The sequence below is a fragment of the Xanthomarina sp. genome (assembly GCF_035306605.1).
Taxonomy (GTDB): Bacteria; Bacteroidota; Bacteroidia; order Flavobacteriales; family Flavobacteriaceae; genus Xanthomarina.
On record NZ_DATGNR010000035.1, the window covers coordinates 153916 to 167345 of the forward strand.

Annotated in this window: 13 protein-coding genes; all 13 read left to right on the forward strand. The window is 33.3% G+C overall.

The window, feature by feature from the left end; genetic code table 11:
• Positions 1 to 99: 99 nt before the first annotated feature.
• Complete coding sequence (gene atpB / locus VKY41_RS05800) at positions 100 to 1185, forward strand: F0F1 ATP synthase subunit A (RefSeq protein ID WP_500813492.1); 1086 nt, start codon at positions 100 to 102, stop codon at positions 1183 to 1185.
• Positions 1186 to 1204: 19 nt separating this feature from the next.
• Entirely contained in the window at positions 1205 to 1411 is a 207-nt protein-coding gene (gene atpE, locus VKY41_RS05805) for an ATP synthase F0 subunit C (RefSeq protein ID WP_027126213.1), read from the forward strand.
• Positions 1412 to 1579: 168 nt separating this feature from the next.
• Positions 1580 to 2074, forward strand: a complete 495-nt coding sequence (locus VKY41_RS05810) for a F0F1 ATP synthase subunit B (protein ID WP_500813493.1) — start codon at positions 1580 to 1582, stop codon at positions 2072 to 2074.
• Between the two features lie 66 nt (positions 2075 to 2140).
• Positions 2141 to 2677: an ATP synthase F1 subunit delta gene (gene atpH, locus VKY41_RS05815; protein WP_500813494.1), complete on the forward strand. Its 537-nt coding sequence runs from the start codon at positions 2141 to 2143 to the stop codon at positions 2675 to 2677.
• A 26-nt stretch (positions 2678 to 2703) separates the two neighbouring features.
• The gene (atpA, locus tag VKY41_RS05820; protein ID WP_500813495.1) at positions 2704 to 4284 is read left to right on the forward strand and encodes a F0F1 ATP synthase subunit alpha; all 1581 of its coding nucleotides are present in this window, start codon (positions 2704 to 2706) and stop codon (positions 4282 to 4284) included.
• 109 nt (positions 4285 to 4393) lie between these two features.
• The gene (atpG, locus tag VKY41_RS05825) at positions 4394 to 5254 is read left to right on the forward strand and encodes an ATP synthase F1 subunit gamma (protein ID WP_500813496.1); all 861 of its coding nucleotides are present in this window, start codon (positions 4394 to 4396) and stop codon (positions 5252 to 5254) included.
• A 202-nt stretch (positions 5255 to 5456) separates the two neighbouring features.
• The gene (locus tag VKY41_RS05830; protein ID WP_500813497.1) at positions 5457 to 6920 is read left to right on the forward strand and encodes an oligosaccharide flippase family protein; all 1464 of its coding nucleotides are present in this window, start codon (positions 5457 to 5459) and stop codon (positions 6918 to 6920) included.
• 56 nt (positions 6921 to 6976) lie between these two features.
• Complete coding sequence (gene dut, locus VKY41_RS05835) at positions 6977 to 7411, forward strand: dUTP diphosphatase (protein ID WP_500813498.1); 435 nt, start codon at positions 6977 to 6979, stop codon at positions 7409 to 7411.
• A 91-nt stretch (positions 7412 to 7502) separates the two neighbouring features.
• Positions 7503 to 8522 carry a sugar nucleotidyltransferase gene (locus VKY41_RS05840; protein ID WP_500813499.1) on the forward strand — a complete coding sequence of 340 codons (1020 nt, stop codon included), beginning with the start codon at positions 7503 to 7505 and terminating at the stop codon, positions 8520 to 8522.
• 95 nt (positions 8523 to 8617) lie between these two features.
• The gene (locus VKY41_RS05845) at positions 8618 to 9979 is read left to right on the forward strand and encodes a tetratricopeptide repeat protein (protein ID WP_500813500.1); all 1362 of its coding nucleotides are present in this window, start codon (positions 8618 to 8620) and stop codon (positions 9977 to 9979) included.
• Positions 9979 to 10758 (forward strand): lipoprotein insertase outer membrane protein LolB1, encoded by a 780-nt coding sequence (gene lolB1, locus VKY41_RS05850; protein WP_500813501.1) that lies wholly within the window; start codon positions 9979 to 9981, stop codon positions 10756 to 10758. The genes VKY41_RS05845 and lolB1 overlap by 1 nt, the downstream gene beginning before the upstream one ends.
• Entirely contained in the window at positions 10758 to 11987 is a 1230-nt protein-coding gene (locus VKY41_RS05855) for a murein hydrolase activator EnvC family protein (protein ID WP_500813502.1), read from the forward strand. Before lolB1 ends, VKY41_RS05855 begins: the two co-directional genes overlap by 1 nt.
• A gap of 336 nt (positions 11988 to 12323) precedes the next feature.
• On the forward strand, positions 12324 to 13430 hold a 1107-nt coding region (locus VKY41_RS05860), incomplete at its 3' end, for a hypothetical protein (protein ID WP_500813503.1).

A 13430-nucleotide genomic window follows, 5' to 3' on the forward strand; every position in this document is an offset into this window, starting at 1 on the left:
TCAATACTTTAAATAATCATAAAAAAAGTGTTTGTCAATTAATATAATGTACGTACATTTGCACGGAATTTAAAGCAAGGTATTTTCAATCAAGATAAAATGACATTAAACACCTTTAAAAGCGTATTTTTTTCTGCCTTATTTTTAGCAATTTCATTTGTTGGATACGGGCAAGAAACTACAGAGGAAGAGAACAGTGAAAAGTTCAATGCCAAAGAAATGATCATGCATCACGTAAAAGATGCGCATGAGCATCATTTATTTGATTGGAATGGGAAACCCGTTACTATTGCATTACCTATAATTCTTTGGACAGATCAAGGTTTAGTAACCTTCATGTCTAGTGAGTTTCAACATGATGATTCTGGAACACAAATCGTGGAAAAGGATGGGTTAAGATTTGTGAAGTTTCACGAGAAAATCTATCAACTAGATGCGGGTTCGGAAGTTGTGGCTTTCGATGAAGAGCATCATCCAACAAACGCTAGCTTACCTTTAGATTTCTCTATAACACGAAATGTGTTTATGATGTGGGTTTCAGTAATTGTTTTGTTGCTTATTTTTATTTCATCAGCTAGAGTTTATAAAAAATCATCCGATAGAATTCCAACTGGAATTGCAGGATTTATTGAGCCGTTAGTTATTTTTGTACGCGACGATATTGCAAGACCAATGATTGGTGATGATAAATACAAGAAGTTCATGCCATATTTATTAACGGTATTCTTCTTTATATGGATAAATAATATTTTTGGTTTAATACCATTTTTAAATGGAGCTAACGTAAGTGGAAATATTGCCTTTACGGTGTCATTAGCTGCATTTACTTTTATAATTACCACAATAAGTGGAAACAAGGATTATTGGAAGCATATTTTATGGATGCCTGGAGTGCCAGTTCCTATGAAAATATTCTTAATGCCTATAGAAATTGTAGGGATGTTTGTTAAGCCAATATCGTTAACCATTCGTTTATTCGCAAACATTACGGCAGGACACATTATTATATTATCATTATTGTCCTTGATCTTTATTTTTGAGAGTGTTGTTATTGCACCAGTGTCAGTAGGATTCTCATTATTCATTTTAATAATAGAAATTGTAGTTACTGCAATTCAAGCGTATATATTTACAGTGTTGTCAGCCCTATATATTGGAACGGCAACCGCAGAAGACAATCATTAATTAATTTAAATTTTATATTATGACTATTACAGGAATTGCAGCAATCGGAGCTGGTATCGCAGTAATTGGAGCTGGAATGGGAATTGGAAAAATCGGTGAGTCAGCTATGAACGCTATGGCTCGTCAACCGGAAATCCAAGGAAAACTTCAAACTTCAGCGCTTATTTTAGCAGCTTTCGTAGAGGCAGTAGCACTTTTTGGTGTTGTTGCATCGTTAATCGTTTAATTAGGATTATTAAATACAGAGGTAACGGTTGGTTACCTCTGTATTTTAAATTTTGTAAACCTTAAGGAAGTTCCTTAAAAGTTATACATAAAACTAAAATTTAAATTGAGCTTAGTCTCATAAAAGCATACCCATCTTGTGGGAATAAAAACTAAAAAAAATTAAGAAATGGATTTAATTACACCGGGTTTAGGATTAGTTTTTTGGACAGTAATTACATTTTTGTTTTTGCTTATCGTCTTGAAAAAGTTTGCATGGAAGCCAATTCTTGGAGCTGTTAGCGAAAGAGAAGACGGAATTAAAACAGCATTGGCATCTGCTGAAAATGCACGTAGAGAAATGGAAAATCTTCATGCAGATAACGAGCGTATTTTAAAAGAAGCAAGAGCAGAACGTGAAGCTTTACTTAAAGAAGCACGTGACATTAAAGCGAAATTAATTGATGATGCTAAAACTGAAGCAGAAAGTCAAGCTAATAAAATAATTGAGCAAGCTCAAGCAGCTATTGAGAATGAAAAGAAAGCAGCCATGGCTGAACTTAGAAATCATGTAGCTGATTTATCAATTGAGATAGCAGAGAAAGTAGTACGTGCAGAATTATCTAGCAAAGACAAGCAACTAGAATTAGTTGAGTCTATGTTAGTAGAAGCAAAATTGAACTAATTATTAATTATAAAACAAGTCTTTTTAAGCGAGTAAAATTGCAATCGAAAAGATTTATAATAAGCTATGGCAGGAGCAAGAGCAGCAATACGTTACGCAAAAGCAGTTTTAAGTTTAGCATCTGATAGAAATACAGCTGAGGTTGTAAATACTGATATGAAGCTAATGGCTAAAACTATTGCAGAAAGCAATGACTTAAACAATATGCTTCAAAATCCTGTAGTGAGTTCTTCAGTTAAAAAATCTATTTTATTAGAGGTCTTTAAAGATGCTAATGAAATGACAAGAAATTTAATTGACACACTAATCACGAATAAAAGATTAACACTATTAGAGCAAGTTGCTGTACAGTATAACCTTTTATATGATAAATTAACAGGAACTCAAATAGCTCAAGTTACTACAGCTGTACCTTTAACTGACGAATTAAGAGCGAAGGTGTTGGCTAAAGTTAAAGAGCTTACAGGAAAAGATGTTGAAATTAAAAGCAATGTAGACGAAAGCATTTTAGGAGGCTTTATTTTACGTGTTGGAGATATTCAATACAACGCAAGTATTGCGAATAAATTAAATAAGTTAAAAAGAGAATTTACATTAAACTAAGATATTTTATCTAAATATATAATAAGATGGCAGAAGTAAAACCAGCTGAAATATCAGCAATCTTAAAACAACAACTTTCAGGTTTTGAAGCAGGAGCTTCATTAGACGAAGTTGGAACAGTATTAACTGTAGGTGATGGTATTGTACGTGCTTACGGATTGGCCAATGCACAATATGGTGAGTTGGTAGAATTTGAAGGAGGCTTAGAAGGTATTGTACTGAATCTTGAGGAAGATAATGTTGGTATTGTATTATTAGGAACTTCAGTAGGAGTAAGAGAAGGATCAACTGTAAAGCGTACTGAACGTATCGCATCTATTAAAGTAGGTGAAGGAATCGTTGGGCGTGTTGTTGATACTTTAGGAAATCCTATCGATGGTAAAGGACCTATTTCTGGTGAAACTTACGAAATGCCTTTAGAGCGTAAAGCTCCTGGGGTTGTCTTCAGAGAGCCAGTAACTGAGCCATTACAAACAGGTATTAAAGCTATTGATGCGATGATTCCAGTTGGTAGAGGGCAACGTGAGTTGGTAATTGGAGATAGACAAACAGGAAAAACAGCTGTTTGTATTGATGCCATTTTAAATCAAAAAGAATTTTACGATGCAGGAAATCCTGTATACTGTATATATGTAGCTGTTGGACAAAAAGCCTCAACAGTAGCATTAATTGCTAAAACTTTAGAAGAAAGAGGAGCTTTAGCTTATACTACAATAGTAGCTGCGAATGCATCAGATCCTGCTGCAATGCAAGTATACGCACCTTTTACAGGAGCATCTATTGGAGAGTATTTTAGAGATACTGGTAGACCAGCTTTAATTGTATTTGATGATTTATCAAAACAAGCAGTAGCTTACCGTGAGGTATCTTTATTATTACGTCGTCCACCAGGACGTGAGGCGTATCCTGGAGACGTTTTCTACTTACACTCTAGATTATTAGAGCGTTCTGCAAAAATTATCAATAACGATGAGATTGCTAGAGAAATGAACGACCTACCAGATTCATTAAAACCAATGGTAAAAGGTGGTGGTTCTTTAACAGCTTTACCAATTATTGAAACGCAAGCAGGTGACGTATCAGCATATATTCCAACTAACGTAATTTCTATTACAGACGGACAAATCTTCTTAGATGGAGATTTATTTAACTCTGGTGTACGTCCAGCAATTAACGTAGGTATTTCGGTATCACGTGTTGGTGGTAACGCACAGATTAAATCAATGAAGAAAGTATCTGGTACTTTAAAACTAGATCAAGCTCAATACCGTGAATTAGAAGCATTCGCGAAATTTGGATCAGATTTAGATGCGGTTACTTTAAACGTAATTGAAAAAGGAAAACGTAACGTTGAAATTTTAAAACAAGCACAAAACGATCCATTTAAAGTGGAAGACCAAGTAGCAATTATCTACGCAGGTTCTAAAAACTTATTGAGAGATGTGCCAGTTACAAAAGTAAAAGAGTTTGAAAGAGATTTTATCGATTTCTTAAATGCAAAACATAGCGATGTATTAGCTAGTTTAAAAGCTGGTAAATTAACTGATGAGATTACAGATACACTTGCAGCTGTAGCTAAAGATTTATCAGGGAAATACAAAGCTTAATAATTTCAGAGTTTAGAGTTATAAGAGCTTTTGCTCTTATAACTCCAAATTCAAAATATAAAATTAATGTCACTCGGAGATAGTTCAAAGAGTCTTTATAAAGTAAAGAATGGCTAATTTAAAAGAAATACGTAACAGAATATCATCAGTATCTTCAACGATGCAGATTACTAGTGCCATGAAAATGGTATCTGCTGCAAAATTAAAGAAGGCACAAGATGCTATTACTGCCATGCGTCCTTATGCAGATAAGTTAACAGAGCTTTTACAAAGTTTAAGTGCTACCTTAGATGCAGAAACTGGAAGCAAATTTTCAGAGCAAAGAGAAGTAAAAAACGTACTTATTGTAGCTATTACTTCTAATAGAGGTCTTTGTGGAGCGTTTAACTCTAACATTATTAAAGAAGTAAGCAAACTAACTAAAGAAACTTATGCTAATCAAGAAGTTTCTTATTTAGCTGTTGGTAAAAAAGCTTACGATGCTTTTAAAAAGACTAATAGAGTAATTGCTAATGAAAGTGATGTTTTTGATAATTTAACTTTCGAAAATGTTGCTGAAATAGCGCAATCCCTTATGGATAAATTTGTTGCTAAAGAATACGATAAGATTGTTATTGTATACAACAAGTTTAAAAATGCGGCTACTCAAGAAGTTATGACTGAACAATTTTTACCAATTGTTCCTATTGAAAAGGATGAGGAAGTAAGCTTAGATTACATTTTTGAACCTTCAAAAGTTGAAATCGTTGAACAATTAATTCCTAAGTCTTTAAAAACTCAATTGTACAAAGGAATTAGAGATTCATTTGCTTCAGAACACGGCGCACGTATGACAGCTATGCATAAAGCAACAGATAACGCTACAGAGTTAAGAGATCAGTTAAAATTAACTTACAACAAAGCTCGTCAAGCGGCTATTACCAATGAAATTTTAGAGATAGTTGGTGGTGCAGAAGCGCTTAACAATTAGTTGAAGCTTTAACCAAATAAATTCAAACCTTAAGCTAATCCGAAGGGTTTAAAAATAACAAAAACCTCACCTATAAAGTGAGGTTTTTTTGTACGCTTTTTTATTTAATTACTTTATCCGAGTATATATTAAAATGGCTCCTATGTAATTCGTTGTGTAACGTTGTATAAAACTGTATATTTAGCAGACCAAAACCTAACTTTTGAGCACCTTAAAATCTCTCTTTAAACAAACTTTTATTTATGGTTTAGCCACTGTGCTACCACGAATGTTAAGTTTTTTATTAGTGCGTTTGCATACGGATGAAAGCGTCCTAAAATCGGTTGCAGATTATGGCGATGTGTCTTTAATCTACTCTTATTTTGTTTTGTTCAACGTAATTTTGGCCTACGGTATGGAAACAGCTTTTTTTAGGTTTTTCCATAAAGAAGATGATAAATCTACCGTAATCGGGACCTCTTCAATTTCTTTAATTGCCACTTCAATTCTGTTTTTTGTTTTCGCTTTGGTTTTCCAAAATCAGATTGCTAGTTTCATTGATATCAAAGCCGAATATATCAATTTAGTTATTTGGATTTTATTGTTGGATGCCTTGGTAATTATTCCTTTTGCCTGGTTAAGAGCTAATGCTCAACCTGTAAAATATGCCATCATTAAAATTCTTAATGTGGCCATTAACTTGAGTTTAAATTTGTTTTTACTGTTATGGTTAAAGGATTTATCAACAGAATCTTCAATGTTGGCTTCAGTTTATAAGCCCAATTTTGAAATTAACTATATTTTCATAGCTAATTTAGTAGCTAGTGGAGTCACTTTATTATTAATGTCTCCTTTCTACTTCAAAATTAAATACACCTTTAATGCGAACCTTTGGAAACAGATGATGCGCTATGCTTTTCCTGTATTAATTGCTGGAGTTGCATTTTCCGTTAACGAAACTTTCGATAGAATTCTACTTGATAAACTTTTGCCTGAAAACATCGCAAAAACCGAGATAGGAATGTATTCTGCTTGTTATAAATTAGGAATGTTTATGACGCTTTTCGTTACAGCTTTTAAGCTAGGGGTAGAGCCTTTCTTTTTCAGTCATGCCAATACGGAAAACCCCAAAAAGAACTATGCTAGAATTCTTGAATACTTCGTTATTTTTGGATGTGTTATCCTTTTAGGAGTTGTAGTTTTTGCAGATATTTTAAAACTGATACTTATTGGTGATGAAGCCTATTGGCAAGCTATGGTAATTGTTCCAATTATTTTATTGGCAAATTTATGTTTGGGTATTTATCACAATTTATCGGTTTGGTACAAGGTAACCGATAGAACTAAGTTCGGTGCTTATATTTCCGTGTTTGGAGCACTACTAACTTTAGCGCTTAACTTTTGGCTTATTCCCATTATAAGCTATGTAGGATCAGCCATTGCTACCTTATCTGCTTATGCATGTATGATGTTGGTGTCTTATTATTACGGTAGGAAATATTATCCAATTCCTTATAATCTTAAAAAGATATCGTTGTATTTAATGCTATCAATCGGACTTTCAGGAATAACTTTCTACGGATTTAGAGGAAATTATATGGTTGGAATTTCAGCTTTAATTGTATTTTTAGCTTTGGTGTTTCAATTTGAAAAAAACGATTTGAAAAAACTTTTAAAAAAATCTTAGATTAAAAGACAGCCCAAGTTACACAAGCTTGAGAGGTTTTAAAAACATAAATTTCAATGAAAATTAAAATAATCAATAAATCTGGTCATGCATTACCAAACTATGAAACGATAGCGTCAGCAGGCATGGATTTAAGAGCAAATTTATCTGAATCGATAACACTTAAGCCTTTGGAAAGAACTATTGTTAAAACAGGCTTATTTATTGAATTACCAATAGGTTTTGAAGCGCAAGTACGACCAAGAAGTGGTTTAGCTGCTAAAAAAGGTGTTACAGTTTTAAATTCACCGGGAACCATTGATGCCGATTATAGAGGAGAGATTGGTGTGATTCTTGTTAATCTTTCAAATGAAAACTTCACCATAGAAAATGGTGAGCGCGTAGCGCAATTGGTTATTGCAAAACACGAGCGTGCAGAATGGATAGAAGTTGAAGAACTATCTGAAACCTCAAGAGGTGAAGGTGGATTTGGATCTACTGGAGTGAAATAATTAAAAATGTTAGGCAGAGGATCGTGTAAACCAATATAAAATAATAATCAATCATATTTCCACTTAGGTGGAAACCAAAATAAATTTATCGATGAAAATAATTGTACCAATGGCTGGACGTGGATCACGTTTAAGACCACATAGTTTAACAGTTCCAAAACCTTTAATTCCAGTAGCTGGACAACCTATTGTACATAGGTTGGTAAAGGATATCGTAAAAGTATTAAATCAACCAATAGAAGAAATAGCCTTCGTTCTTGGCGATCCAGCATGGTTTGGACAGGAAGTAGTTTCAAGTTTAGAAGACTTAGCTAAAAGTTTAAATGCAAAAGCCACTATTTATCGCCAAGATCAGCCTTTAGGCACAGGTCATGCTATTATGTGCGCAAAGGATTCTCTTTCTGGCCCAGCTGTAATTGCTTATGCCGATACTTTAATTCGAGCAGACTTTAACTTAGATTCCGAGGCAGATGCGGTTATTTGGGTGAAACAAGTGGAAAAACCTGAAGCTTTTGGAGTAGTTAAATTAAATAGCAACAACGAAATAGTAGAGCTAGTTGAAAAACCAGAAACTTTTGTAAGTGATTTGGCTGTTATTGGAATATATTATTTCAAGGATGTAGCTGTTTTAAAGGAAGAATTGCAACACGTTTTAGATAATAACATCATAAATGGTGGCGAATATCAAATTAACGACGGAATTAAAGGAATGATGGCAAAAGGGAAGGTTTTTAAAACTGGACAAGTTGACGAGTGGATGGATTGTGGAAACAAACCTGTAACCATAGAAACTAACACTAGAATGCTAGGTTTCTTACAGTCTGATGGTGACGAGCAACTTATTGCTTCATGTGTAACAAACAATAATTCTACGATTATTGAACCGTGTTTTATTGGTAAAAATGTAGTGTTAAACAATGCCATAGTTGGTCCGCATGTTTCAATAGGAAATAATTGTACAATAGAGGCTTCAACCGTTAAAAATAGTTTAATACAAAACCATACGACTATTAAAAACGCTAATTTAGACGAAGCAATGATTGGAAACCACGTAAATTATGATGGTAATTTCACAAAAGTTAGCATTGGAGATTATTCTGTGTTAGAGTAAACTTGAAGTTGTTAGCCTAAAGACCCGTAACGAGGATATTCATTTACTAAAGTTTTCATAGGTTTAGTGCTATGTAAAACAATACATTTAATTATATGATTCATAAAATCTACATCTTAATTGTTTTCTTCGGAATGATTTTCATTCCAAGGATGACTTATGCCCAGGTAGATTTTAATAAAACGCCAGACGACGATTTAGGTGATGTTGAAGATAAAAAACAAGAGTTGTTTTTTGAGGCCTTAAAGCAAAAGGGGATTGAAAATTACGATCGGGCAGTTATTGCACTTTTGAAATGTATTGATATTGATAAAAACGAATCCGTTTTTTATTACGAATTAGGTAAAAACTACTTCAAGTTAAAAAACTTTGGTGCTGCAGAAGAGGCCTTAAATAAAGCCGTAAAATTACAACCTGATAACGAGTGGTATTTAGATGAACTTTATAGTATTTACAAGGAGCAAAACGATTTAACTAAAGCCATAAAAACAGTTAAACAGCTTGTTCAATATCATCCCGATTATAAAGAAGATTTGGCCATGTTGTACTTTAAATCCAAAAAATACAACGATGCGCTTAAAGTGTTGGACGAATTGGATAATGAGCAAGGAATTACGCCAACAAGAGACTTGATGCGAAATCAGATTTATTCAGCTACCGGTAGAAAAAAAGACCAAATTGAAAATCTAGAAACCCGTGTAGATAATAATCCAGACGAAGAATCAAATTATCTATCCTTAATCTACAGGTACAGCGAAAATAACAATAAGGAAAAGGCATTTGAAACGGCAAAAAAGCTTTTAGAAAATAAACCTAATTCTCAATTAGTTCATCTAGCACTTTATAAGTTTTATTTGGAAGAAAACAATACAGAACAAGCCTTAGTATCTATGAAAATTGTAATTAAAAGTCCGCAAATAAATCCAGATGCTAAAATGATGGTTTTATCAGATTTTGTGAAATTTGTTGGAGAAAACCCAGAATACGAACAAGATTTAGTAGAAGCAACTAGCTTTGCGTTAGACGATACCAACGATAAAAGTTATATAGAATTAGCACAATACTATTTAACAAAAGGAGATAAAACAAAAGCTTTGGAATATTACAATGAAGCTTTAAAAATAGATTCAGAAAATTATTCGGTATTAAAAAACGTCTTATTGTTGGAAATTGATTTGGAGCATTTTGAAGCAGCAGTAACTAAAAGTGAAAACGCATTATTAAAATACCCATCTCAGCCCTTATTATACCTTCTAAATGGTGTGGCTAAAAATAAATTAGGCAAGTATAAACAAGCAATAGAAGCATTGGAAACAGGTCTTGATTATGTTATTGACGATACCAAAATGGAAGGAGATTTTTACAAACAACTTAGTCTTTCCCATAACGCATTAAACAATACAAGCAAAGCCAAATTGTTTAGTGAAAAAGCAAAACAATTAGAATCTACAAATTAATGAATCCAGTGAATAATATAAAGCCTCTTGTTTTAGGATTTGCAATTATGCTTTTTACAGCGTGTAAGTCAACCAAAGTAATTTCGGATGGAACGGCAAATTTAAGTCTATCCACAAAAGAAGTTGTCAAAGAAAACTCTAAAACCAATCCCGATTTTAAAACGCTACAGGCTAAGGTTAAAATTGGATATTCTCAAGGAAACGATTCCCAATCGCATACAGTTTCTTTTAGAATGTTGAAGGATCAAATTATATGGTTAAGCTCTTCGTTTAACATAGTTAGAGTAAAAATAACCCCAGAAAAAGTAAGTTATTATAACAAACTAGATAACACGTATTTTGATGGAGATTTTCAGTTTTTAAGTGATATTCTTGGAACCGACTTAGACTTTGAAAAGGTTCAAAATTTGTTTCTTGGAAACCCGTTATACGAACTAAATAGAACAGACTATAGCATGTCTGTTAGTAATGAAAAGTACCTATTTCAGCCTAAGGAACAAATGGCCCTTTTTGAGTTATTTTATTTAATTAGCCCAATTCATTTTAAACTGGATTCTCAACAACTAGCACAGTCTTTAGAGAAGCGTTTCCTTCAAATTGATTATCTAAAATATCAAGAAGTAGATAAAGAAATTATACCAGAAAACATCAAAATAATTGTATTGGAAACCGATAAAGAAACTGTTATAGAAATGGAATTCAAATCTGTATCTTTGAACCAAGATTTACGATATCCTTTTAGTATTCCTTCAGGATTCGAAGAAATAGTCTTAAAATAATGAGACAGAATAACACTTTTAAATACATCTTTATACTGGTTTTTATTTTAACCAGTACGCTCGGGTTTTCTCAAAGTAAAAAACAACAAGAGTTAGAACAGCGTCGTCAAGAACTTGCAAGAGAAATCAAGCAAATTAACGATTTGTTATTCAAAAATAAATCTGAAAAGAAATCTCAAACCTCCCTTATTGAAGATTTAAGCTACAAGGTAAGTGTGCGTCGAAATTTGATAAAGGTTACCAACCAACAAGCTAATTTACTTACAAGAGAAATAAACACCAATCAGAATAAAATTACTGATTTAAGGAACGAGTTAAAAATATTGAAGGACAATTATGCAAAAATGATTGTTACTTCTTATAAAAGTAAAAGTGAACAAAGCAGAATTATGTTCCTGTTATCTTCAAGCAACTTTCAGCAAGCATATAAACGTGTGCAGTACATCAACCAATATGCAGAATACCAAAAAGAACAGGGGGAATCTATTAAGGTTAAAACCGCCGAATTACAAGAAACAAATAAAGCCTTATTAAAACAAAAAGCCGATAAACAAAAGCTTATTGACGAAAACAGGATAGCAAAAAGAGAGCTTGAAAGCGAATTGAAACAACAGGAAAGCCTAATGGCGTCCATTAATAAAAACCTAAATAATTATACAGCTCAAATAAGGCAAAAGCAGAATGAGGCAAATAAAATTGATCGAGAAATTGAAAAAATTATTCGAGAAGCAATAGCCAGTTCTAATAAAAGTGCTGGAAAAACAACTACAGCATCTAGTGGTTTTGCTCTAACCCCAGAAGACAAAATATTGGCTGGAAATTTTGTTTCCAGCAAAGGAAAACTTCCTTGGCCAGTAGAAAAAGGTGTGGTCCAACTTCGATATGGAAAACAACCACATCCAGTTGTAAAAACGGTTATGATACAAAGTAATGGGGTAAGAATAGCCACAGAAGAAGGCGCTCCAATACGTACAGTTTTTAACGGAAAAGTACTAGCTGTGCAAGCCATAAAACATGGAAACCTATCGGTATTAATACAACATGGTAACTATGTAACAGTTTATAAAAACCTATCGAAAGTGTATGTTAAAAAGGGCGATAATGTCACTACCAAACAAGAAATTGGACAAGTATTTACAAACCCCTCCAACAAAGAAACCATTTTAAACTTTAGTATTTTTAAAGAAAGCACCACTCAAAATCCAGCTGATTGGATTTACAAGATGTAACAAGCAACGCTTGTCATCCCGAACTTGTGTCAGAATCTTATAAGGAAATGTGTTATGTTATTGACTTCGTCGAAACTTCGATTTCCAAACGAAGTGAAGAATCTTATTATTTATTATCTATAAATTCCATAGAAACCCAAAGATTTACGGAAAAACCGTAACACGAACTGTGTATTTCATCGAAAAGTAGGAAAAATACGTAGTACCACGTACAAGATATTTTAAATAAAACTTTTAGGTTTATGGAATATTAACTTAAAAATTATTTATTATGACCCCAATTCCAAATTCCAAAAGCTAAGGCACTTTTTATCTAAAATTTTAATCTTAGTTTTATTGTTTGGTGTACATAGTTGTCAGAAAGAAGACGATTCCTTTATAAAACAGGAACGCACCCCGAAAACTTCAAAAACCAAGTATAGTATTACCAAAATAGATTATCAGGCAGTGCAACAAAACAACCGTTTGGTAAATTCCATAACTAAAATTAAGGAACAAACAGGTACAAAAGGCTCAAGCTCACAAAACAGATTGGTACATTCCAGTGCTTATGATTTTTATATAGATACAGATGTTGCCACCTATATGGAAAACGCCAATGGTAGTTACCACTCTTATACCTTTCCGGTAATAAGGGACAACCCAACCGTAGCCTTGGAAAACATCTTGTTTTCTTTACAAGCCGATGGCACCTACAAAATGTCCTTGGTGTCCTATAACCTATCAGAAAGTAAAAAAGAGGCTTTGTTAAATGGACAATTTGTAGACTTAACAAATAAAGCAAGTATAGAAACCATAGATAGCCAGGCTTTCATAGACGAAACTCTAGCAAGTATGGATCAAGGAAACTGCACATCATTAATTATAACTTATTGTTCACACAATAACCATCTAGAAGGGTACGATAATGGATCGCCTTGTCCAGGATACGAAATAATGTTCGCAAGTGTTTGTTCTGGAGGGAGTAACACAGATCCAGATAACCTAGACAATAGTGATGTCCCAGGTGGTGAGAATAATCCAGGAGGTGGCGTGCCAAATGATACAAACAACAATACTAACGATGCTACTTCACCAACATATAATATTCCATATGAGCAAAACTTAATAGAATGTTTGGGCTTGAACTCTGTAGAAAATGCTAATTTGGTTGTAAGTAATTGGATAAATAATCCAGATAATTTTTTTCGAATGAGGGATGTTAGTAGTTATGTGGATAGTAACAATTGCAGCACAGAAGCCCAAAGTTTTGCCATGGAGGCTATTGAAGCGATATTGGAAGGCGGAGAAGCAGATTTTCCAAATAGAGTTATATTAGATTCTACGTTTGTGAATAATGTACAGTTAAAATGTGTATATGATAAACTTACTGCTGATAACAATACATTATTTAAAAATACAGTAGGAGCTTTTGTTAATGATCCAAATTTTAATTTAACATTT